This is a genomic window from Marinifilum sp. D737 (assembly GCF_026672275.1).
Classification (GTDB): domain Bacteria; phylum Bacteroidota; class Bacteroidia; order Bacteroidales; family Marinifilaceae; genus Marinifilum.
Genome location: NZ_JANQCD010000014.1, coordinates 1 through 23,084, shown reverse-complemented (window position 1 = coordinate 23,084; position 23,084 = coordinate 1). Strand labels below are relative to the sequence as shown.

Annotated in this window: 19 protein-coding genes; 13 read left to right on the top strand and 6 right to left on the bottom strand. The window is 36.1% G+C overall.

Going from position 1 to position 23,084, the window contains the following annotated elements; all coding sequences use genetic code 11:
* The first annotated feature begins 163 nt into the window (after window positions 1-163).
* The 3 genes from NQ163_RS10055 (at window position 164) to NQ163_RS10045 (ending at window position 5,936) form a co-directional block, all read left to right on the top strand.
* A complete protein-coding gene (locus tag NQ163_RS10055) occupies window positions 164-2,530 on the top strand; it encodes a GAF domain-containing protein (protein ID WP_268190211.1) in 2,367 nt (788 codons plus the stop codon).
* Window positions 2,531-2,548: 18 nt separating this feature from the next.
* Complete coding sequence (locus NQ163_RS10050) at window positions 2,549-4,753, top strand: patatin-like phospholipase family protein (RefSeq protein WP_268190210.1); 2,205 nt, start codon at window positions 2,549-2,551, stop codon at window positions 4,751-4,753.
* Window positions 4,754-4,841: 88 nt separating this feature from the next.
* On the top strand, window positions 4,842-5,936 hold the full coding sequence (locus NQ163_RS10045) for a DUF6268 family outer membrane beta-barrel protein (RefSeq protein ID WP_268190209.1): 1,095 nt from the start codon (window positions 4,842-4,844) through the stop codon (window positions 5,934-5,936).
* 53 nt (window positions 5,937-5,989) lie between these two features.
* Here the strand turns inward: NQ163_RS10045 and lysA are convergent, their stop codons facing one another.
* The 5 genes from lysA to NQ163_RS10020 all read right to left on the bottom strand — a co-directional run bounded on the left by lysA (window position 5,990) and on the right by NQ163_RS10020 (window position 10,558).
* Entirely contained in the window at window positions 5,990-7,144 is a 1,155-nt protein-coding gene (gene lysA, locus NQ163_RS10040; RefSeq protein WP_268190208.1) for a diaminopimelate decarboxylase, read from the bottom strand.
* 28 nt (window positions 7,145-7,172) lie between these two features.
* Window positions 7,173-8,483, bottom strand: coding sequence for an aspartate kinase (locus NQ163_RS10035; RefSeq protein ID WP_268190207.1), 1,311 nt, complete (start codon window positions 8,481-8,483; stop codon window positions 7,173-7,175).
* A gap of 340 nt (window positions 8,484-8,823) precedes the next feature.
* Entirely contained in the window at window positions 8,824-9,168 is a 345-nt protein-coding gene (locus tag NQ163_RS10030) for a phenylpyruvate tautomerase MIF-related protein (RefSeq protein ID WP_268190206.1), read from the bottom strand.
* Window positions 9,169-9,294: 126 nt separating this feature from the next.
* Window positions 9,295-9,648: an arsenate reductase family protein gene (locus tag NQ163_RS10025; RefSeq protein WP_268190205.1), complete on the bottom strand. Its 354-nt coding sequence runs from the start codon at window positions 9,646-9,648 to the stop codon at window positions 9,295-9,297.
* A 1-nt stretch (window position 9,649) separates the two neighbouring features.
* Window positions 9,650-10,558 (bottom strand): LysR family transcriptional regulator, encoded by a 909-nt coding sequence (locus tag NQ163_RS10020; protein WP_268190204.1) that lies wholly within the window; start codon window positions 10,556-10,558, stop codon window positions 9,650-9,652.
* A 94-nt stretch (window positions 10,559-10,652) separates the two neighbouring features.
* On the opposite strand from NQ163_RS10020, the gene NQ163_RS10015 reads away from it, so the two are divergent.
* The 5 genes from NQ163_RS10015 (at window position 10,653) to arsB (ending at window position 14,662) form a co-directional block, all read left to right on the top strand.
* Complete coding sequence (locus NQ163_RS10015; RefSeq protein ID WP_268190203.1) at window positions 10,653-11,324, top strand: type 1 glutamine amidotransferase domain-containing protein; 672 nt, start codon at window positions 10,653-10,655, stop codon at window positions 11,322-11,324.
* 20 nt (window positions 11,325-11,344) lie between these two features.
* On the top strand, window positions 11,345-12,499 hold the full coding sequence (locus NQ163_RS10010) for an iron-containing alcohol dehydrogenase (protein ID WP_268190202.1): 1,155 nt from the start codon (window positions 11,345-11,347) through the stop codon (window positions 12,497-12,499).
* A 210-nt stretch (window positions 12,500-12,709) separates the two neighbouring features.
* Complete coding sequence (locus tag NQ163_RS10005) at window positions 12,710-13,036, top strand: ArsR/SmtB family transcription factor (RefSeq protein ID WP_268190201.1); 327 nt, start codon at window positions 12,710-12,712, stop codon at window positions 13,034-13,036.
* 40 nt (window positions 13,037-13,076) lie between these two features.
* On the top strand, window positions 13,077-13,502 hold the full coding sequence (locus tag NQ163_RS10000) for an arsenate reductase ArsC (RefSeq protein WP_268190200.1): 426 nt from the start codon (window positions 13,077-13,079) through the stop codon (window positions 13,500-13,502).
* Window positions 13,503-13,606: 104 nt separating this feature from the next.
* Window positions 13,607-14,662, top strand: coding sequence for an ACR3 family arsenite efflux transporter (gene arsB / locus NQ163_RS09995; RefSeq protein WP_326493322.1), 1,056 nt, complete (start codon window positions 13,607-13,609; stop codon window positions 14,660-14,662).
* Window positions 14,663-14,819: 157 nt separating this feature from the next.
* On the opposite strand, the gene NQ163_RS09990 is transcribed toward arsB, so the two are convergent.
* The gene (locus tag NQ163_RS09990; RefSeq protein WP_268190198.1) at window positions 14,820-16,748 is read right to left on the bottom strand and encodes a sensor histidine kinase; all 1,929 of its coding nucleotides are present in this window, start codon (window positions 16,746-16,748) and stop codon (window positions 14,820-14,822) included.
* A gap of 276 nt (window positions 16,749-17,024) precedes the next feature.
* Here NQ163_RS09990 and NQ163_RS09985 point away from each other — a divergent pair, with 276 nt between their 5' ends.
* From NQ163_RS09985 to NQ163_RS09965, 5 genes are all read left to right on the top strand, one after another.
* On the top strand, window positions 17,025-18,551 hold the full coding sequence (locus NQ163_RS09985) for a sensor histidine kinase (RefSeq protein WP_268190197.1): 1,527 nt from the start codon (window positions 17,025-17,027) through the stop codon (window positions 18,549-18,551).
* A 29-nt stretch (window positions 18,552-18,580) separates the two neighbouring features.
* Complete coding sequence (locus NQ163_RS09980) at window positions 18,581-19,270, top strand: response regulator transcription factor (RefSeq protein ID WP_268190196.1); 690 nt, start codon at window positions 18,581-18,583, stop codon at window positions 19,268-19,270.
* A 290-nt stretch (window positions 19,271-19,560) separates the two neighbouring features.
* Entirely contained in the window at window positions 19,561-19,926 is a 366-nt protein-coding gene (locus tag NQ163_RS09975; protein ID WP_268190195.1) for a hypothetical protein, read from the top strand.
* Between the two features lie 56 nt (window positions 19,927-19,982).
* Window positions 19,983-21,038 (top strand): beta galactosidase jelly roll domain-containing protein, encoded by a 1,056-nt coding sequence (locus tag NQ163_RS09970; protein WP_268190194.1) that lies wholly within the window; start codon window positions 19,983-19,985, stop codon window positions 21,036-21,038.
* Between the two features lie 19 nt (window positions 21,039-21,057).
* Complete coding sequence (locus NQ163_RS09965; RefSeq protein ID WP_268190193.1) at window positions 21,058-22,086, top strand: beta galactosidase jelly roll domain-containing protein; 1,029 nt, start codon at window positions 21,058-21,060, stop codon at window positions 22,084-22,086.
* Window positions 22,087-23,084: the final 998 nt, after the last annotated feature.

Sequence of the window (23,084 nt, the reverse complement as noted above, 5' to 3'; positions counted from 1 at the left end):
TGATGCGGATGGATTCGAAAGAGATTCTATCCGCATTTTTGTATCTTAGAATGGAAGATGTTAAAAATGGCTTAATTGTTGGCAGAATGACCTTATTATCTTTTGCAGATGTTTAAAAAGAACTACATTAGTAGTTTGAAAATCGGGGAAAAATTTAAATATTATGAAGCTGGATCGGTTAAAGCTTAGCATTGAAGAAGTTCCATTTAAGAAATCACTTAGTTTTGTTCCATTAATTAATAAGTTAAAGGAACAAAAAAAAATAAATGGTAGCCTTGATATCCAAGGTGAGTCTATTCTAAAACTAGTAGAGGAGAAGCCTGAGTTAGCAAGTGCAGATTTTGATGTAAATGATGTAGACAGATTTAAAGATGAAATCCACATTTTGATGGGGTATTTCTTTACTCCTGTTCAGTATCGTAAAGAAATTGGAGTGGCTGCTACACCTTTTGATGACCAGAACTTTTATTTTACCCCCAAATACCTGGAATTATACGGAAATGAAAATTTAGTGGTTGAAATGGTTGAGCAAAAAGAGCAGGATAAGTGTTTTAAGACATTTAGTATGCTGTTTTATGCTTATTCAATGATTCTGAAGAGATATTATAATTTTGAGTTAGGCATTGGATATCTTTTTATGTATAAAGTGACAGATAAGCTTAACGAATTGGTAAAGTATTATAAACTTGAAGTTGAGAAGTCATGCATTGATATAACCTATACTGGTAATTTGCCTGAGCTAAGTGAAGATCAGTTGCATAAGATGGTAAATAATCCTTTAAATATGGATTTTTGGCTGGAAACTTTACCGATTGATAAGTTCAAATTTTCTGGATTTTTGTCATTTAGATATGTTGATGTGAGTCAAATAGAGGTGATTTCCTCACTTAAATCTCAATTGTTGGAAAAATCTTCAATCATCAAAAGGAATAATTTTAATCAATTAGAACAAAATATCAGATCTCTTCTTGAATTGCCCAACCTAAAATTAGGGATAATTGCATTTGGAATGAACGAGGGGAATGTTGAAAATCCATCAGACTTTTGGCATGGATTTTTAAGTGCAGACCATTTTAGTTGCGAAGATTATAGGGGAACCATTTATGAAGAAGTTGGAATACAAGGTATGCCAGTTTTAATTAATGATCTTTCAAAAAGAGAAAATCCAAATCAAGTAGAGAAGGCCTTGCTTGATGAAGGGATTAGAAATATAGCTGTTGTACCACTTTATAATGAAGATGAATTGGTGGGGGTAATGGAATTAGGATCGAATAAAGCCTATGATATTACATTTTCAAACCTGCGTGTTATTAAAGATATTATTCCTGTCTTTTCTATCGCTATTCAAAGAACAAGTGAAGAACTTCAAAATAAAATAGAGGCTATAATTAAAGAAGAATGTACAGCTATTCACCCAAGTGTTGAGTGGCGTTTTGCTAGGGCAGCATCTAATTTATTGTTGAAAAAAGAAAGTGGTGAACCATCTCAGATGGAGGAAATTGTATTCCCAAATGTTTACCCTTTGTATGGCGCAATTGATGTACGACATTCATCGGTTATCAGAAATCAAACCATTCAGGATGATTTATTAGAGCAGTTGGATTTGGTTCGTAATGTAGTGTTAAGTGTTAACGAAGTTAAGGCAATGCCAATTTATGATCAGTTAATTTATAAAATTGATTATTTCAAGGATGGAATTAAGAAAGGACTATCTTCAGGAGATGAAATGAATGTGCTTAATTTTATTCGACACGATATAGAACCTCTTTTTCCGCATTTCGAGGAAAATGGGCAAATGGTGAAAATAGCTATCCAAAATTATAAGAACAATATAGATCCTGATTTAAACATTGTATATAAAAGAAGAAAGGATTTCGAGGATAGTTTGGGTATTATTAACGATTGTGTTACAACTTACCTTGAAAAGGAAGAGGAAAAAGCTCAAACAATGTTTCCTCACTATTTTGAAAAATATAGAACCGATGGGGTTGAGCACAATATTTATATTGGTGAAAGCATAGCTAATAATTTAAATTTTGATAGAATTTATCTTAAAAACTTGAGGTTGTGGCAACTTATCGTAAGTGCTGAACTGGCCAGAAAAGCTGAAAATTTAAAGAAGTCTCTGCCAATACCAATGGATACTACGGGATTGATCCTGGTTCATAGTCAACCTTTGGCAATTCGATTCCGTCAGGATGAGAAAAAGTTTGATGTAGATGGAGCCTACAATATTCGTTATGAAATCGTAAAGAAGAGAATTGATAAGGCCAAAATTAAAGGAAGCAATGAGCGATTAACTCAACCTGGAATGTTGGCTATAATCTTTAGTCAGGAAAAAGAAATGGCTGAATACCAGAGGTATTTGGAGTATTTAATATCTGCAGGCTATTTTGAAGACCAAATTGAGTATCATACCCTGGAAGATTTACAAGGGGTATATGGTTTAAGAGCGATTCGAGTTAAAGTGAAAGATGGGAAAGAGAAGGATGTATTGAAGCTTGCAGAAGATTTAAAAATTGAAAATTAAATTGACAAAAATATCAGAATGAAACATTCATTACTACTAATTCTTCTTATTTCTCTGAGTTTTATATCATCAGCTAAACTAAAATCTGATACTCTTAAAAATCAAAAAAGACCAAAAATAGGTTTGGTTCTAAGTGGTGGAGGTGCCAAAGGATTTGCTCATGTTGGAGTGCTTAAAATTATCGATGAATTAGAAATTCCCATTGATTATATTGCTGGAACAAGTATGGGAAGTATTATTGGCGGTTTCTATTCGATAGGATACTCGGCCAATCAGATTGAAGAGATGATTCTTAGCCAAAATTGGGATAAACTGTTGGCCGATGAAATATCCAGAAAATATGTTCCATTTCATGAGAAGCAAAATTATGAGCGTCATGTGTTATCTTTTCCTATAAAACCCAAAGGAATTCAATTGCCAAGTGGAATTGTTAATGGGCAAAATGTGATCAATTTGTTCGAAAGATTATCTATAGATTACCATGATGTAAGTAATTTTAAAAATCTGCCCATACCATTTGTGTGTGTAGCTACTGATATTGAAACTGGCGAAGCTGTAATTCTTGATAAAGGTTATCTTCCTGAAGCCATGAGAGCCAGTATGGCTATACCAACAGTATTTTCACCGATTGAAATTGATGGACGATTACTGGTTGATGGAGGAATGGTAAATAACTTTCCTGTAAAGGAAGTTATCGATATGGGAGCAGATATTGTAATTGGCGTTGATGTGCAATCGGGACCGAAATCAAAGGAGGAATTAAATTCCTTTCTTGACATTATCAATCAAACTGTTTCTTTAATGGCTTTGAACGAATTCAAGAAGAATATTGATTTTGTGGATGTGTACATCAAGCCTGATTTAAATAAATACTCTGTAGGGAGTTTTAATGATGCTGATTCTTTAATTCGCAAAGGGGAAGAAATTGGAAGAAAGTATATTTCTGAGCTGAAAGAATTAAAAGAGAAATATCAACTCAAAAAGAAGAAAATAAAAAAATACAAACCTCCTGTTGATAGCACAACCTATTACGTTAAAAATATAGAGTTTGAAGGTTTAAACGAGGTAAGCAAATCTTTGCTTTCTGGTAAATTGAATTTGGATACCCCGGGAGAAGTTTCATTAAACCAGCTACAGAAAGGAATAAACCGAAGTTTTGGAAGTAGATACTTCGATAATGTAGATTTTAAATTGCTTGGAAATAAAACCAAATCGCTTCAGGTTAGGGTAAAAGAGAGAACTACCAAGAGGTTTAATGTAGGGTTAAGATATGATTCTGATAACAAAGCGGGAGTCCTTTTAAATACTACTTTTAGAAATAAACTAAGAAGCGGTTCACATTTGTCTTTTGATTTAAAATTGGCAGAAAGTCCAAGATTTGTTACAACTTATGCAATCGACAATGGCTTAAAACCAGGTATTACAATACAAGCCGAGTATAACGATTGGCAGGTTGATGGTTTTGAGGATGGCAAAAAAGTTGGAAACTATGATTTAGATTACTACAAGTTAGATGTGAATACTCATTCCATTTTAAGGGAATCGTACTCGGTGGGACTTGGAGCTAAAGCAGAATATTACAACCTAAAATCAAATTATAGCTTACCCGATGTTGAACTGGAGGGTACTGATGATTACTTTTTCTCGTATTATGCCTTTTTAAGGATTGACTCACACGAAAAGGCTTATTATCCAAAAAAAGGAATTAGTTTGTATGGAGAATATAAACTGGTGACAAATAATGGAGCCAGACTTGATGGAATGGAAAGACCGGCTTCCATTGCCTATTTAAAATTCCAAAAAGCCATTAGCATAAGTCCTTTATTTACGATTTATCCAAAAGCTTATGGCAGGGTTGTATGGGGGAAAAGTATTCCTGGTTTCTTTAAAACCTATACGGGGGGAATCGATCAGACGGATTATTTTGACATTCAAATGCCATTTGTGGGTTTGGAAAGAATGGAGATGAATTCAAACAATTCATTTATTTTTAGAACTGATTTCCAGTATGAATTGTTTCGAAATAATTATTTAATATTTAAGGCAAACTTTGGAAGGTTAAGTGACGATATTAATCGATCGTTTGAGAAAGGAGAATGGATTAGAGGAGTTGCTTTAACTTATTCTTACAATAGTTTAATTGGTCCAATGGAATTTTCATTGATGTATTCCAACAAAAAGGATAAGGTGTTGAATTATGTAAGTCTTGGCTATTGGTTTTAATCCAGGAAGATTTCTAATTAATTATTGTTGCGTTTCGATTCAAAGTGTCGATCATTTTTTGTTCATACACTAAATAAAAATGAATCCTATGAGTTTGAGGAAACTAATCATATTTCTATCATTTTTGATTATTGGAAATTGTGTTTCTGCGCAGTTGTATTCGGACTCAACTAAATATGATTGGAATCCTAGTGTTGTAGGAAGTGGTCCTGTTCGGGGCTATGAGGCATCTTATACTGGAATTACAGGTTTTGGAGTGGGTTCTAAATCAGAAATTTATGGTGATGGTAAGGCAAAAATTAGTTACAATCGAATATTTAAAACCAAATTGCGTTTTCCTATTTCAATAAAAAAGAATCTGAAAATAGCTGGAAGTATTGAGTATAGCGATGAAGAAATTCATTTTCAAGATAGCAAAAATATAAGCTATCCTTTTTACAGACAGTTACATGATAAAAACATGAAGAGTTTGGGTGGAAGTTTTTATTTGATGACCCAATGGAAAAGGAATCGGTTTTTTATGCTTCGTTTTAATGCGAAATTGAAGGGAGATTACTGGAAAGATCATATTGAAGATGTAAGTAAATACACTTTTTTAAAAATGGAAATTTCTCCGGTTATTGGCTGGAAAGTAAATAAATATAAATCCTGGGGACTTGGAGTGGCATTCTCGTATACTTTTGGAGACCCCTTGGTTTTTCCTACCTTTGTTTACAATCACACTTTTGCCGATCGGTGGGGAATAAAGGCTTTTCTTCCTGCAAGAGTGAAGTTGCATTATCAAGCATCGGAACTTTGTTTTATCAATGCAAAAGCCTACCTAAAAGGAGGAAGTTACAGTATTCATTTCGATGAGCAGATGCAAGGTGAAGGTTTATCTAATCCAGAGAATCCTGCATTAAGTGATTTTAAAACCTTGGAATTTCGTAGATCGGATGTTAATTTTTCACTTGAGATTGAAAAGGGAATAACGGATTGGCTTTGGCTATCACTGGAAAGTGGATATAGAAGCAATATTAACTTTGATGTAACCAATAAAAAACACGCTCTTAGTTTATCAGGGGGTAAATTAACCAGTGAAAACAATATCATTGATTCCTATGCCAAGGGAGGGATGTTTTACAATCTTACCTTGTTTGTTGTTCCATCAAAATCATTGCTAAGAAAAGTTGGGTTTAAATAAAGAAGGCAATACCCCGAAGAATATTGCCTTTGTATCCAAACTAATAATTTACACTACAATTCGTTAGAGAAAACAGAATCTGCTATATCTCTAAGATTGTATCTTGAAGCCATTGCTTCGCCATAAGCTCCTGCTGTACGGAGCGCAATAAAATCGTTTCGTTTTGTAGAGGGTAAACTAACTGCCTTACCAAAACAATCGGATGATTCGCAGATAGGACCAACTACATCATAAATATCTTCTTCGCCATTGGAACTGATGTTTTCAATTTTATGATATGCCTGATACAGTGCCGGGCGTAATAGCTCAGTCATTCCCGCATCGAGTATGGCAAATTTTGTATTTACACCGTTTTTCACATACAAAACTTTGGAAATTAAACTACCACATTGCGCAACTACTGATCTGCCCAATTCGAAATGCAATTCCTGGTTGGGAGTAAGGTTTAAAAACTCATTAAAGATTCCGAAAAAAGTAACAAAATCAGGAATTGGATTTTCATCAGGATCTTTGTAATCTACACCAAAACCGCCTCCAACATTAATATGATTAACCAATATCTGACGTTCTTTAAACCATTCTTGAATCTCATTAATTCTAAGACAAAGACCTTTAAAAACACTTAAATCAGTAATCTGAGATCCGATATGAAAATGCAAACCAATCAATTCAATATTTTTTGATTGTTCAAGTGTTTCCAGAACCGATTCGAATTCCCAACGGTTAATTCCAAACTTATTTTCCTCAATTCCTGTGGTAATGTAATGATGTGTATTGGCGTTAACATTAGGATTGATTCGTATGGCAATCCTTGCAGTTTTATTTGTTTGCTCTGCCAATTCATTGATTAATTCGATTTCCGGAATCGATTCACAATTGAAACAGAATATGCCGGCTTCAAGAGCCGTTAGAATTTCCCGATCTGATTTTCCTACACCCGCATAAACAATCTTGTCAGCTGTATATCCGGTTTCCAGCGATCTTGTAATTTCATTTCCACTCACACAATCAGCACCAAATCCGTAGGTTTGAATTAGCTTCATGATTTTAGGATTGGCATTTGCCTTAACCGCATAATGAATATGATATCCATACCTTGAAGCTTCCGTTTTGATAAGATTCAAGGTGTCTTCTAATAACTCCATATTGTAATAATAAAATGGAGTGGGAATATTTTTGAATTGATCTATTCTTGTACTGTTGAACATGATTCAATTAAATTTTGAATGTAAAAATCTAAAATAAATTTCTGCTTAAAGCTTGTAATGCCGACACTTTATCTTCTTGATTTACAAGAACAGATATGTTGTGCTTGCTACCTCCGTATGAAATCATTCTGAGAGGAATGTTTTCCAATGCTTCCAGTACTTTTTTAGCACTTCCTGTCGACTCTGAAATAAAATCACCAACAATACAAATGATCGACTGGTTTTCATCAATTTCAACATTTCCGAATTTTACCAATTCCGATTCAATTTCTTTTAGTCTGCTATCATCATCAATGGTTAAAGAAATTGCCACCTCCGATGTTGTAATCATATCGATAGGTGTTTTATAGATTTCAAATATTTCAAACACTTTTCTTAAAAAACCATAGGCCAAAAGCATTCGACCAGATTTGATTTTCACAGCGGTAATTCCATCTTTTGCAGCAATGGCTTTAATTCCTATACCGGTTTCATCGTCGGTAATTAAGGTACCTTCTTCCTCAGGATTCAGCGTATTTTTTAACCTTACCGGAACACTCTTTAACTTACATGGCATAATACTGGATGGATGCATAATTTTTGCACCGAAATATGCCAGCTCGGCCGCTTCATCAAAAGACAATTGCTTTAAGGCAGATGTGTTCTCAACATATCTTGGATCGTTATTGTGGAAACCATCAATGTCAGTCCATATTTGAACTTCATCAACCTGCAAAACAGAACCGATCAATGAGGCTGTGTAATCGCTTCCGCCTCTTTTTAAATTGTCTACTTCTCCATAGGCATTTCTACAAATAAATCCTTGAGTAATAAATAATTTGTGCTCTGATTCTTCAGCAAGAATTCGTTCCAGGTTCTCCTGTATATAGAAATAATCAGGTTCACCATCTTTATCGATTCTCATAAAGTTTAAAGCTGGTAAAAATGCAGAATCAACACCAATTTCCGATAAATAATAATGGAACATGGCAGTAGAAATTAACTCACCTTGAGCCAATATGGCCTTTTCCTGCAATGCAGTAAAACTTCTGTTTACAAAGTTTTTGATGTAATTAAAATGCGAAGTAATTAACTCGTTTCCTTTGCTTCTGAAATCTTCTGTGCTAAATAATTCTTCGATTCGTTTTCGATACTCTTGCTCCAGCTTACTAATTTGATCACTCGCTTTTTCCATCTCCTTTCGATAAAGGAGTTCAGTGATTTCAACCAGGGCATTTGTGGTTCCTGCCATAGCTGATAAAACGATGATAACTGGTTCGTCGCACTGAACCAATTGAGCCAAATTCTGAATTCTTTCAGGAGATCCGACTGAAGTACCGCCAAACTTTAAAACTTTCATTGGTTAATAGTTTAATTTGTTATCCCAATTGAATGGGAGTTTAATTGTTTCGCTTTTATTGATATTTTCGAATTGAACTGATGAGTTTAAAAAAAGCCTGCAGAATTTCTGCAGGCTTCTATATTTTTAAGCTTTACATTATTCTACAACATTACACAAACAACAACTGTTTATTGCGTTTATTCTGCTTCTTGTATTTAAATGTAAATCTCATCTGTACCGTCAATTTTTATTTCGGTTGTAAAGGTGTATAAAATTTTTATAAAAACAATAAAAATTTATCTAATTGTTAAAATATTAACTGAAATTTTATTTTTGAACGAAACAGGCATGGATGTTTTTAAAACAAAATCCCATTCCACCCCCAGAAACCTCTGGGTACATCCATAAACTCAATATAAACACGATCTTTAGGAATTTTAAGCTGATCCTCAACCAAGCTTGCAAATTTGCTTGATAAATCTTTGGTTTTTGTATCGGGTAAACCAATACTTTTTAACTGGAGAAATACAACAGGTTCGTCTGAACCTCCTAATGTCATCTCGATTTTGGGCTTGAAAGCTGTCATTACATACTTTTCCGGTTTACCCAGCTCAAATGAGATTAATGCGGAGCTTTCTTTTAAAAAACTTTGTTGTTTCTTGCTAGAGAAACTTTGGTTGGTCTGAACTTTTAAATATGGCATAAGTAAAAGTTTTAAAGTTACTGATAGAACGAAAAAAGATGCAAATTGCACCTTATTTAATTTTTATGCACTGCATAAGTTATTACTAAATCAGAAAAATACAAAATAGATTTCTCTGTTGTTTTACTACTTTCCCAATGCTTTTTTGGCATTCTCAACCGTTTTTTTTGCGTTGCCTACAAATATTTCTCCATCAATCAAAAGTACCGGACGTTTTAAAAATGTGTACTCTGATAAGATATAATCTCTGTATTCATCCTCACTCAAAACCTTTTCTTTTAGGCCTAGTTCTTTATACTTCATGGCTCGTCTGCTAAATAAACTTTCATACGATCCACTTAGATTTTTCATTTCTTCCAATTGGGCCTCAGTTATTTTTTGCGTTTTAATATCCTGCAAATCAAAATCTGAATCAATATCCAATTCTTTTATAATTCTCTGGCAAGTTGAGCAGCTGCTTAAATGATAAATTTTCTTCATATTAATGAGTTTTACATGTATTGTTATTAATAATGATTTCTATGATTTCTTCTGCCTGTTTCAGGTTTTTGCTTTGTGTATTTATGGCAAAATATTTATTGTAGTAGGTGGTTTCTATACCTTGCCAAACTTCAATAATTTCTTTTTTATCCAATAATTCCTGGCATAAACTCGAAGGCAATATACAAATCCCCTTGTTCAACTGAATCGATTGTAGCATCCCACTTAAATTGGGAATCACATAGCGAGGTTTAAAATAAGGCTTTTTCTTAAAATTTTGCATCCAAAACGATTTAATGGTTTCCATTGTATAAGTGTAGGAATACCAGTTTTGCTGGCTTAGCCACTTCTCAGCTTCATCTAATTTTTTCTCGTAAACAAATCGGTTAAAAGGGATGGTATCCAGATGCTTGCTGCTTACCAATAGTAATGCCTCCTGGCAAAAGTGTTTGTATTCTATATTCTGGTAATTGTGGTGCAGTGTGGTAATGGTCAAATCCAATTTTTTGGCAAATAGTTTGGCTTGAAGGTCTTCATATTCTCCAAAGGTAAACTCAACATTCATTTCCAGATCATCTAGAATATTGGCAAAAGCATGGTTAAACATTTCGATCGACATGCCTACCCTGGCGGTAGGACGATTGATTAAGCTTTTTCGCTTGAAATTCTCTTCCGTTTTTTCCAACTGCAATATGGCTTCTTCAACTTGGTTGTAAAGTTGTATTCCATGCGGAGTAGGTAACATTTTCCTGGGTTTTCGCTCGAACAGCTTAACTCCCATATAAGTTTCAAGTGCAGTGAGTTGTTGACTTACACCTGGTTGGGTGATGAGCAGAATTTCTGCCGCTCCGGTTAGTGTTCCTTGCTCATATATCGCTTTAAATGTCCTGTACCATTCCAGATTTACCATACATCTATAAATTTATTTATACAAATGTATAAAAAGAATAAGTTTATTAATACAAAAATGAGGCATACCTTTGTTGTGAAAATAATTTTAAAGTATGGCCAAAGTTTTATTTGCATTAACAAGTCATTTTAAAGATGAAAAAGGATGGGAGTCGGGATGTTACGTTCTGGAGGTAGCCCTTCCATATTTTCACTTGATAAAAAATGGAATTGAAATTGATTTTGTATCACCCAAAGGAGGAGAAGTTCCTGTTAAACAATTGGATTTGGATGATGCGAAAGTAAAATCCTTTTTTAAAGACAAAGATGCCAGGCATAAATTCCTGAACTCCTATCATCCCAAAGATATTTCTGCAAAAAACTACGATGCCATTTATTTTCCAGGAGGTCATGGAGCTGTATTCGACATCCCTTTTGATGAAGATATCGCAAAAGTAGCTTCAGAAATTTATGAGAATGATGGGGTGGTTTGTGCTGTTTGTCATGGTGGGGCAGGCTTATTAAATGTAAAACTAAGTGATGGAAGTTATTTGGTAAATGGCAAACAGCTTACAGCATTCAGTAACCAGGAAGAATTAGCAATAGGAACAGATCAAAAAGTGCCTTACTTGTTGGAAACGGCATTAATCGAAAAAGGTGCAATATACTCTTGTAAGGCGAATTGGCAGGAATATGTAGTAGTGGATGGAAGGTTAATTACCGGACAAAATCCAGCTTCTGATTTATTAATGGCTAAAGAGCTTGTAAAAGCATTGAAAAAGAAATAGTAATAATTAAACTTAATAAGATGGAAAATTTTGATTTTTTTAATCCAGTAAAAATTCTGTTTGGAAAAGGTAAGATTGCAGAACTAGGAAATCATATTCCTAAAGGTGCAAAAATTCTAATGACCTATGGTGGTGGTAGCATCAAGAAAAATGGTGTTTACGATCAGGTTATGGAAGCTTTGAAAGATTATAACATCACAGAATTTGGTGGGATTGAGCCAAACCCACATTTCGAAACCTTAATGAAAGCAGTTGAGATTGTAAGAAATGAAGGTATTGATTTTCTTTTGCCTGTAGGTGGAGGTTCGGTTCTTGATGGAACAAAATTTATTGCAGCAGCTACTTACTACGAGGGAGAAGATGAGTGGGATATTTTGGCAAAAAGAGCTGAAATTACAAAAGCAGTAGATTTAGGAGCAGTTTTAACTTTAGCTGCTACAGGATCGGAAATGAATAGTGGTGGTGTGATTACCAAGGCTGCAACAAAAGAGAAATTGGCTTTTGGAAATCCATTGTTATTCCCAAAATTCTCAGTTCTTGATCCGGAAACAACCTACTCATTGCCAATGCGCCAGATTACCAATGGTATTGTTGATGCTTATGTACATGTAATGGAGCAGTACTTGACATACCCAGTGAACTCTCCTGTTCAGGATCGATTTGCTGAAGGATTATTGTTGACATTAATTGAGGAAGGGCCAAAAGCAATGGCTAGCGAAACTCCTGACTATGAAAACAGAGCCAATTTAATGTGGGCAGCTACAATGGCTTTAAATGGATTGATTGGAATGGGTGTTAAGAGTGACTGGGCAACTCATATGATTGGTCATGAATTGACTGCTTTCCATGGTATTGATCATGGCGTAACCTTGGCAATTGTACTTCCTGGACTGTTGACCAAATTGAAAGAGCAACGTGGTGAGAAATTATTGCAGTATGCTGAACGAATCTGGAACATCACGGAAGGGACTGATGAAGAAAGAAAAACTTTGGCAATTCAGAAAACGGAAGAATTTTTCCAAAGTGTAGGCATTGCAACTCGTTTAGGAGATCACAATGTAGGACAAGACAGCATTGATATCATTTCTAAAAGATTTATTGAGCGTGGCTATGTTGGAATGTTGCCTGATGTTGCAGCGGCAGATGTTGCAGAAATATTAGAGTCTAGATTGTAAGCAATCAAGATAATTTACAGAAAAGGTCCTTCTCATTGCGAGAAGGACCTTTTTTAGTTTGTAGGTGTGATATTCAATTTGTTATGAGTGAAGAGATGTGTGGCTTTAGACTTGGCTCGGTGTTAATAAATTGTAAATTTTTAGGAATCTGTTTGCACTTTTAATTTAATGACGTATGTTTGCGACATTAGAAATAAGCAATGGAGAACTATGAAGAAATTAGAATTATTTGACGAAAAGCAGCAGGAAATTGCCTCATTGGCAAAAGCACTGTCTCATCCTGCGAGAATTGCCATATTACAGTTTTTAGCTTCGACTCCAACTTGTATTTCCGGTGATATCTCTGATTATTTACCTCTAAGCAGAACAACGGTTTCTCAGCATTTAAAGGAATTGAAGTCTATTGGGTTAATCCAGGGAGACGTGGAAGGTTTGAAAATTAAGTATTGCTTGAATAAAGAAGGAATCGAAAAATTAAACCAAGTTTTTGGCAATTTATTCGAAGAAATAACTCCTGATGATAATAAAATTTGTTAATAAATTCTCAGCTATTTAGCTGATTTAAATAAAATAAGAAATGAAAGTATTGGTGTTGTGTACAGGAAACTCATGTAGAAGTCAGATGGGTGAAGCAATTTTGAGAGATATTAATCCGGAACTGGAAGTTGTATCTGCAGGAACAAAGATTGCAGATCAAGTGCATCCTTTAGCGATTAAAGCGATGGCTGAAATTGGAATAGATATCAGTTCTCACCGTCCGAAAATGGTAGATGAATTCCTGGATGAGGGTGTTGATTTTTTGATTTCGGTATGTGGTGGTGCTAAAGATGCATGTCCGGCATTCCTGGGACCAGTAGGAACCCGTCTTCATATTGGTTTTGATGATCCGGCTTATGCAGAAGGAACTGAAGAAGAAATTTTTGATGTATTCCGTCGTGTTCGTGATGAGATCAGAAGAGATTTTGCAAAATTCAATGAAGAATACATTTTAAAGAAAGCATAAGGTAAAGGGGAATGAATAATTGGTAATTAATAATTATTCAATTCCGAATACTTTAAACTTTATACTTAAATATTATGGGATCTTTAAATAAAAAATTGTCCTTTTTGGATAGATACCTAACCTTGTGGATTTTTGCTGCAATGGCAATAGGTGTGGGAGCAGGTTATTTTTTTCCTGCCATGGCTGGATTTTGGAATAAACTATCGGTGGGAACAACAAACGTTCCGATTGCCATAGGATTGGTGATCATGATGTATCCTCCATTGGCAAAGGTGAAATATGAAGAGTTAAAAGATGTGTTTAAAAACCGTAAGATCTTAATCTTATCCCTGGTGCAGAACTGGTTGTTGGGGCCAACTTTAATGTTCGCTTTGGCAATTGTTTTCTTACAGGATTATCCTGAATACATGACTGGTTTGATTTTGATTGGTTTGGCAAGGTGTATTGCCATGGTAATTGTATGGAACGATTTGGCCAAAGGAGATCCTGAATATGCTGCAGGATTGGTAGCTTTTAACAGCATATTCCAGGTACTGTTCTTCTCGGTATATGCTTATGTGTTTATTACGGTATTGCCTGAGTATTTTGGTCTTGAAGGTTCGGTAGTGGATGTAACAATGGGCGATATTGCCGAGAGTGTATTAATATATCTTGGAATTCCATTCTTTGCAGGAATGCTTACTCGTTACTTCGGAATCAAAGCAAAAGGAAAAGATTGGTATCAGAAGAAATTCATTCCAAAAATTAGTCCGCTTACCTTGTTTGCATTGTTATTTACCATTTTTGTGATGTTTTCCCTGAAAGGAGAATACATTGTGCAGTTGCCATTCGATGTGGTGCGTATTGCCATTCCTTTGGTGATCTACTTTGTGGTAATGTTCCTGATCTCATTCTTTATGGGACACAAATTCAAGGCAGGATATTCGAAAACAGCAAGCTTGTCCTTTACTGCAGCAAGTAACAATTTCGAATTGGCCATTGCTGTAGCCATTGCGGTATTTGGAATCAATTCGGGCGTAGCTTTTGCAGCGGTAATCGGACCATTGGTAGAAGTACCTGTTTTAATTGCATTGGTAAATGTAGCTATACGATTTAAGGATAAATATTTTGGTGGCAAGGTAGATGTCGTTAGATGTGCCAATGATTCTGAAAATAAGTGAGATAAAATGTAATTCGAACTGAAATTCGAAAAATAAAAGCCATGATTCATTTCATTTTGAGTCATGGCTTGTTTTTTATAAGTCTGGAAAGTAGAAAAGTAGAAAAGTGAAAAAGTAGAAAAGTGAAAAGGTAGAAAGGTTGTCCATTTTAAGTTCCTCATTCACTCACTTGCGATGAGCTTGAATTTTGTTTTTGATTTTCCAAAACCTCTTCAAATGGCAATGTAAAAATGAATTTTGAACCTTTATTCAATTCTGATTCCACTCTAATTTCACCACCCATCAATTCCACTATTGATTTAGAGATGGCAAGACCCAATCCACTTCCTTCTTCGGTTTTTGTTGATTTATTTTCCGCATGTCTGAATCGCTCAAAAATGATATGGTGCATGCTTTCATCTATGCCGACTCCGGTATCTGAAACTGAAAAAGTCAGAAGATTATTCTCCATTTTACAGGCAAGTTCAATTTCACCATATTGGGTGAATTTGATTGCATTAATTAGCAAGTTGGAAATAACCTGTTCAAGTTTGGTTTGGTCGGTATTTATCAGAGGGAATTCATTTAAAGAATCAACAGTATATCGAAGTTTTAAATTCTTTTTCTGAGCAATAGGCAAGAAGAAGTGATACATGTTTTCTATTACCTCATTGAGCTTGGTACTACTTTTTATAATCTCAATCTGATTCGTTTCTATTCTGGAGATATCAACCAAATTATTGATCAGTTCTAACATTCGTTGACTGCTCGATTTAATCATGTTGATATATTTTTTCTGTTTTTCAGCGCTGATGTTTTTAAACTCTAGAAGCTCTGTAAATCCTACAATACCATTCATGGGTGTTCTAATCTCATGACTTAAATTGGCCAGAAAACTGGTTTTTAAACGATCGCTTTCTTCTGCCTTGTCTTTGGCGATTCCCAATTCTTGGTTTGCAAGTGTGAGCTTTTTACTTGTTGCTCTTATTTTTTTAAGCAAATGAGATAGGCCAAGAATAATCGACATGAGCACTGAAATAATGATTGCAGTAGTCCAGATCAGGCTTTTGTATTGCTCGTAAATAGAAACATCTTTATTGATAATGACACGATTGGAAGGAAGATCATCTTCTGAAATATCATACTTTTTCAGCATGGTATGATCGAACTTGTAAATCATTGGACTTCCTGAAATTTCCATCTTCGAAATGTCTTCTCCAGCCAAAATTTGCATAATCATTTTTGAAGCTTTTTCTCCCTGGTAAAAAGGGCTGGTAATTTTTCCTCCAATCACTCCTGATTCAACTACATCCCAAATGCAATAAACAGGAAGTTTGGTTGATTGTTTCACCAAATTGATACTTTCCTTATGGGTTAAAACATTTCCCGATGGAGTTTGTATGTAAATCCCCCAAATCACTGCACAATTCTTCGGCAATTGACTCAAACGGATCTGCAAACTATCTTTTGAAAGATTCGATAAGTATTCAATTTGTAAAGAGTCTTTCAGGATTTGTTCGGCTCGATTGACCCTGTTTAGAAATGCCTGACCCGAAATGCTGGCATCATTAATCACAGCAATGGATGAAAGATTGGGATGCAGTTTTCGAATAAGATTGATCGTACCTAATACATCATAGGTTTCGAATGTCCCTGTGATGTTTTTATGATTCTCGATTCGTTCTGGTTGGAAATCATTAATTCCACAAAAAACAAGTGGAACACCTGGGAAGAGATCCTCCTTGTAGTGAAGCAAAAAATTTAAAGCATGATCATCTGAGGATAAAATGGCATCAAACTGCAGCTTGGCATACTTTTGTTTGTATATCTGATAGAGCAGAGAGAAATAATCTTCGTCAACAAGCCGTTTGGTATCCATGTAATTCACAAACAATTCAACATTTTCTTGTTCAAAGACCGAATTGATTCCTTCCATTATTCTATCGGTCCAATTGAAACCTTCATGATAGGAATGCAGAATGAGAATTTTTTTGTTTTCAGCTTGTGGATCATTAGATGGCGAAGAATATACCGTATTTGTAGAGAAGAAATAAATGATGAACAAACAAAGTTTCAAAGGGGCAAATAACTGTAAGTTTTTAGTCATGTTATAAATATCCAATATTATCGCTCAGCGCAAAATCAATACATCACTTAGGTTAAAAAAAATGGGGATTAGATTAGGTCTACGCAAAAAGCAGCATAAAGGTTTAAGTGTGGAGAACAATATTAATTATACAATTAAATAAGATGTGTGGATCTAAACGTTTCCAATTGGACAATTTGATACTACAATTGGTATAAGTTTTATGGGCACAGAAAAGCTTCATCTGTTTTATCGTCATCATTAATGCTTATATTTGGGTAAACAAAAGCAAAGCGAATGATAAAACCCGGATTGAAAATCGGTATTGTTTTAACTCTAATATTGGTGCTGCCATCTTTGTTCTTTTCTGCTTACGAAATCAGTAATTTAAGTAAGAACGAGGCGGTTATCGATTCTATTTATACAGGACAACTGGAGTCGGTTTTATTTTCCCTGAATCAATATTCGGATGATGTGTTGAGTGGTTGGGCAAATCGTTTGGAGCGTGAAACGGAAGACATCAACACTTTATTATTAAAAAATTACTCGATAGATGCTGTGGGAATCAGAGATGATGATTTTGAATTGTTCACAAAAGAGAAAATTCCGGAAGATAGTTTGGCCAATTTAAACTCAACTCTTGAACTTGACTTTGCGGCCAACCTGAATAAGATTGAGCTTTTACAACGATATGTGAAAAGTGGTTATCGAAAAATTGAAGCTTTGCCCAATTCATTGGCAGGCAAAAGTTTGTTTGCATTTGCCTTGCAAAAGGATAGCTTATCTGCGAAAACAGTATTGCTACTGCTTGATACCGATAAATTTATTAGCGAAAATATGGGGCCAAAGATTCAGTCGGTGGCCCAGGAACGTTTCTACATTTCTGTGTTTAAGAACGAAACAGAAGAAGTGTATGCCAACCAGATTCAGTCCGATGAGGACAAAAATATCACCCAGAAGAAGGACATTTGGTTGTTTCCCGATTACCAGTTGGGCATTCAGATGCGAGGAAATACCATTGAAGATTTGGTAAGGGAAAGAACGCGTACCAATATTGTTCTTTTGATTGCGATGGATCTTATTTTGCTCTTGGCAGCCTGGTTTGTCTACAAGAATATCAGGAAACAGATTAGATTGAATCAAATGAAAACAGAATTCATTTCCAATGTTTCTCATGAGATCAGAACGCCATTGGCTTTAATTAATATGTATTCGGAAACTCTTGAGATGGGACGCATTCCCACCGAAGAAAAGAAGATGGAGTATTATAAGGTAATCAATACAGAAGCCAACCGTTTGTCGAGAATGGTGAATAAGATTCTGAATTTTAGTAGAATTGAGCGTGGGAAAAGAGAATATCACTTTACCAATACGAATTTGAATGCCGAAATCGAGAACATCCTGGCAAATTACCAGGACCATTTCGATCAGAATGGGTTTGAGATTGAATTGCAATTGGCAGATCAGGTTCCTGATATCAAGCTGGACAAAGAAGCCGTTGCCGAAGCCATCATCAATTTAATCGACAATGGAATGAAATACAGTGCTGATATCAAAAAGATAGAGCTGATTACCAGCATGGATGCAGATTTTGTTCGTGTGGATGTGAAGGATTACGGCATTGGAATTGAGAAGAAAGATCAGCCAATGGTATTCGATAAGTTTTACAGGGTAACAACAGGCAATTTGGCACACAAGGCAAAAGGATCTGGTATTGGCTTAAGCATTGTAAAACACATTATGGAAGCGCATCATGGCAAAGTTGAACTGGCAAGTGAATTTGGAAAAGGATCCTGCTTTAGCTTGTTGTTTCCGGTAAAATAAAAATTGTATCATTTCAAATCATATAGAAAATGTATCCCATTTTAATAGTAGAAGACGAGCCCAGCATGTTAATGGGTTTAAAAGACAATTTAGAATTTGAATCGTACGAGGTGGATACGGCCGAAGATGGAGAAATTGGCTTGAACAAGATTATGGAGAACCAATACAGTTTGGTATTGCTGGATGTAATGCTTCCTAAAATTTCGGGATTCGACATTTGTAAAAAAGCAAGAGCCAAAGGCATTCAAACCCCAATTATCCTGCTTACAGCAAAGGGAGAGGAGATTGATAAGGTTTTGGGTTTGGAGCTTGGTGCCGATGATTACATTACCAAACCATTTGGCTTGAGAGAGTTGTTGGCCAGGATTCGTGCGGTTTTGCGCCGAACTCAGAATGTATCGGCTAACAATGAGGTGGAAAAAATAGAACTTGGACGATTAAGCGTGGATTTTAAATCCTTCGAAGGCTTTGTTGAGGGAGAAGAGGTGAAAATGTCGCATAAGGAAGTGGAAATTCTTCACTACCTGTGGAATCACAAGAACAAAACCGTTAGCAGAGATGATTTGTTGGATGAGGTTTGGGGAACCGAATATCAACCCACCTCAAGAACCATCGACAATTTTATATTGAAGCTGAGACAAAAAATAGAAGACGATCCAAATCATGCCAAGATCATATTAACGGTGCATGGAGTAGGATATCGCTTAGTTAGCAATTAGCAATGTACAATTAATAATGTACAATTAACAATGATCAGTTATCAGTTGTCGGTTGTGCTTGAATACTAGGTTTTTCTGGTGTTATTCATTGTTCACTATTCACTGTTTACTGATCACTGTTCACTGTTGATGACAATTTATGACAATTGCTGATTTTGCCGTGACACTTATGATTTAAAGTAGCCCTAATTTTACATTAGAAATTTAAGATTAGAAAAGAACGGAAGGCGCGCGATTCCGATTTTCTAAAAATTTCTAAGCGAAATGTAAAAACTATAAAAATTAGGGTCATGAAAAGTTTAAAAATTACAATGATTGTTTTAGCATGTTTGTTAACTGTTAATTTAGGAATGGCAATTACGCCTGAAAACAAAAAAATAGAAAAAGAGAAAAGCGCAGTTTTAAAGAAGATTAAAAAAGTTGCCAGCCATGTTAGTTTTACCGACTATGTAAGAAGTGGAGAATCGGAATTGATTGTATTGCGATGCACTGTAAATGAAAACAACGAAGTGGTGGTTAGCAAGGTGATCGGTTTTGATGAAGAACTAAAGGATGCAATCCGTAAGAGCTTTGAAAACAAGAAGATTAAAACAAGTGCAGCATTAAGTGGAGAAGAATTGGCATTGCGTTTGAAGTTTGCAATCAGTGAGAAATAATAACAGAATTCAGGTTAATAGAAATAAAAGTGAATAGCAATATAAAAATATTGGGTTTGAATAAGATTTTTCTACTTGTCATTATCATAGCATTCTCGGCGGGTAATGTACATGCTAAGGATTTAAAATCCTTGGTAAATCTGAAAGGATACTGGAAATTTACAATCGGGGATGATCCGGACTGGGCCAGCCCCGATTACAACGATTCAAAATGGACAAAGGTATTTGTCCCTCAATCGTGGGAGCAGAATGGATTTCAGAATTACAATGGATATGCATGGTATCGCAGAACTTTTACCATTACACCTCCCAAATCGGCTCAGTATGTTTATTTAAACATGGGATATATTGATGATGCCGACCAGGTGTATGTAAATGGAAAACTGGTAGGTGCATCGGGGAAGATGGGGCCTAAATCAGAAACGGCCTTTGGCATTCCAAGAATGTATCCTATCCCTAAGAGTATTTTAAATAAAGAAGGTGCCAACCTGATTGCCGTTCGGGTTTACGACGATTACAACGATGGTGGCATAACGGGAGGAGAGATTAATATTTCTTTCGATTCCGATCAGTTTAAAATGAATGTGGACCTTTCGGGATATTGGGATTTCGAAACCAGTATCGAGGCGGATGAAAGCAATCGAAAAGTGATTACCTACCGCGAAGGAAAGATTTTTGTTCCGGGCTTTTGGGAAGCCAGGGGATACAATCAGCTCGACGGAAGAGCGGTTTATACCAAAAGCTTTACCTATCCAGCCAATTTAAGTACCAGGGATCAGGTGTTGTTTGCCGGGCGAATTGATGACGTGGATGAGGTATATCTGAATGGTGAAAAAATAGGATCGTCCAACCAGTTGCGAAGAAAACACAGAAGATTTTCATACGGCTCTGATCATCTTATACTCAGAGCATACGATATTCCCGATAATTTATTGAATAAAGGAGGGGAGAATACCATTGAAATTATGGTGAAAGATCATACAGGACCAGGAGGGATTTATGATGGACCTATTGGAATTACAGATCGTGAAACGGCGAGTCCAATCATTGATAAATCCTTAAAGGACAATAAAAGTTCATTCCAAAAGTTTTTGGATTACTGGTTCGACTAATTATTAAATTATCTAAATAATGATTCATACTTCAAACATATCATCCCTACTAAGCAAGTTAAGCCTGATTCTGTTCCTTTTAATGGGTTCTGCAAGCATCAGTTTTGCACAGGATTTAAAAAAGGTAATGGATTTAAGCCATCGCTGGAAATTTTCCATTGGCGATAAGCAGGAGTGGGCCAATCCTGATTTTAACGATTCAGACTGGGAGTGGATTGATGTTCCATCGGCTTGGGAGAACCAAGGTTTCCATGGATACGATGGCTTTGCCTGGTATCGAACTACTTTTAATGCCAGACAATTGCCCAATAAACATGCCCTGTATTTGCAGTTGGGCAATATTGATGATGTGGATGAGGTGTTTGTGAATGGGAAACGAATCGGGAAATCGGGGAATTTTCCTCCTCGTTATTCTACTGCCTACAATTCGAACAGAAGATATAATATTCCTGCCGATTTAATTCGTGAAACCAATACCATTGCGGTGCGTGTGTACGACGATGGAGGAGAAGGTGGAATTGTTCATGGAAATATTGCCATAATGATGGATGTTGATGCAGTTCCCCTGGATGTTGACCTGAGCGGAAGCTGGAAATTTAAAACGGGGCAGTATGCACACGAAAGTATCGACCAAATGGAAAATTGGGATGAGATTATTGTTCCGGGTAACTGGGAAGATCAGGGTTATAAAAACTACGATGGCTATGCCTGTTATGCCCTGGAATTTAAAATGAAAGAAGAATTTGCAAAAGACAGAATGGTACTGATCCTGGGCAAGATTGATGACATAGACCAGGTGTTTGTAAATGGCGTTTTGGTAGGACAGTCGGGTGAATTCAAACCGCAAACCGTTCACGAACGCTCCAATTCGTGGCAACAACTAAGAGGCTATTATTTGCCAACAAAGCTATTAAGCAGCAGCGAAAAAAATATCATTGTGGTGCGTGTTTACGATGGCATGCAAGGTGGAGGAATCTACTCGGGCTCCATAGGTCTGATTTCTCAGGATCACTACATCCAATATTGGAACAAGAGAAGGAATAAATAATGTTGGTGATGTATGTGTCTTGCTGTGCAATTTAAATCTTTAGGTTTCAATGTGAGTTTTTCAATTGTGTTCACGAGCTCCGCTTCGCTACGGTTCCCCTAGAATGGGGAGCGCTCCTAAATCAACTCTATAATACACATCGAGTGAGTGTTATCAATTCTTTGATCATACTTACCATTCAAGTCATTTCGGTATGAGCAACGCAGGTGGGGCACCCATAGGCGAAACATGATGATTAAAAAGAAATTCTATGGAGTGAGGTACGAACGCAACTATTATTTCTTTTCATCATAGAGCCGTGATGGGTCACCGAGTGCTTACACCTAGTCCCGATCACTATCGGGATTGGTTCTTTTATAGCAATGATAAAAGAACAGCCCGTCTGGCTTGAAGACAAAAGAAACCATCTAATTTCGTCGCAGCAAACAATCCACACAAAACAACAAACCCAGTTGCGACGATTATTTGTAGAACCCATTACCCCAGGGCGGCAGTCGTTTTCACTCCTTTCCCCTGGGCTGGAATGATCTATGCCTTTCAGGCAAATTTTGAAACAAACGAAGAAATAAATAATGTTGGTATAAATATGTCTGGCATCTCGAAGATGCTTGACATGTAAGGGAAGGCATGCGACGACACAGAAGAACTCGGGGACGATACAAAAAGTTGTGTTAATGACACAGAGCAAAGCGGGGACGACATAAAAAAGTGCGGGGACAATATAGAGAGCCCGGTTTATGACACAGAACGGTTCGGGGATGACACAAAGAGGTCTGTTTTTGACACAGCGCAAGGCGGGGACGACACAAAAAAGTGCGGGGACGATACAGAGAGGCCGGTTTATGACACAGAATGGTTCGGGGATGACACAAAGAGGTCTGTTTTTGACACAGAGCAAGTCGGTGACGACATAAAAAAGTGCGGGGACGATACAGAGAGCCCGGTTTATGACACAAAACGGTTCGGGGATGACACAGAAAGGTCTGTTTTTGACACAG

Coding starts and splice junctions, on each gene's coding strand:
- NQ163_RS10030 (WP_268190206.1), bottom strand. CDS start 9,168: ATGCCATATTTAAAAGTTCAGACCAACCAAAGTTTCTCTAGCAAGAAA.
- lysA (WP_268190208.1), bottom strand. CDS start 7,144: ATGTTCAACAGTACAAGAATAGATCAATTCAAAAATATTCCCACTCCA.
- NQ163_RS09980 (WP_268190196.1), top strand. CDS start 18,581: ATGTATCCCATTTTAATAGTAGAAGACGAGCCCAGCATGTTAATGGGT.
- NQ163_RS10035 (WP_268190207.1), bottom strand. CDS start 8,483: ATGAAAGTTTTAAAGTTTGGCGGTACTTCAGTCGGATCTCCTGAAAGA.
- NQ163_RS10005 (WP_268190201.1), top strand. CDS start 12,710: ATGAAGAAATTAGAATTATTTGACGAAAAGCAGCAGGAAATTGCCTCA.
- NQ163_RS10020 (WP_268190204.1), bottom strand. CDS start 10,558: ATGGTAAATCTGGAATGGTACAGGACATTTAAAGCGATATATGAGCAA.
- NQ163_RS09975 (WP_268190195.1), top strand. CDS start 19,561: ATGAAAAGTTTAAAAATTACAATGATTGTTTTAGCATGTTTGTTAACT.
- NQ163_RS10045 (WP_268190209.1), top strand. CDS start 4,842: ATGAGTTTGAGGAAACTAATCATATTTCTATCATTTTTGATTATTGGA.
- NQ163_RS10025 (WP_268190205.1), bottom strand. CDS start 9,648: ATGAAGAAAATTTATCATTTAAGCAGCTGCTCAACTTGCCAGAGAATT.
- NQ163_RS09990 (WP_268190198.1), bottom strand. CDS start 16,748: ATGACTAAAAACTTACAGTTATTTGCCCCTTTGAAACTTTGTTTGTTC.
- NQ163_RS10055 (WP_268190211.1), top strand. CDS start 164: ATGAAGCTGGATCGGTTAAAGCTTAGCATTGAAGAAGTTCCATTTAAG.
- NQ163_RS10050 (WP_268190210.1), top strand. CDS start 2,549: ATGAAACATTCATTACTACTAATTCTTCTTATTTCTCTGAGTTTTATA.
- NQ163_RS09985 (WP_268190197.1), top strand. CDS start 17,025: ATGATAAAACCCGGATTGAAAATCGGTATTGTTTTAACTCTAATATTG.
- NQ163_RS10010 (WP_268190202.1), top strand. CDS start 11,345: ATGGAAAATTTTGATTTTTTTAATCCAGTAAAAATTCTGTTTGGAAAA.
- NQ163_RS10015 (WP_268190203.1), top strand. CDS start 10,653: ATGGCCAAAGTTTTATTTGCATTAACAAGTCATTTTAAAGATGAAAAA.
- NQ163_RS10000 (WP_268190200.1), top strand. CDS start 13,077: ATGAAAGTATTGGTGTTGTGTACAGGAAACTCATGTAGAAGTCAGATG.
- NQ163_RS09965 (WP_268190193.1), top strand. CDS start 21,058: ATGATTCATACTTCAAACATATCATCCCTACTAAGCAAGTTAAGCCTG.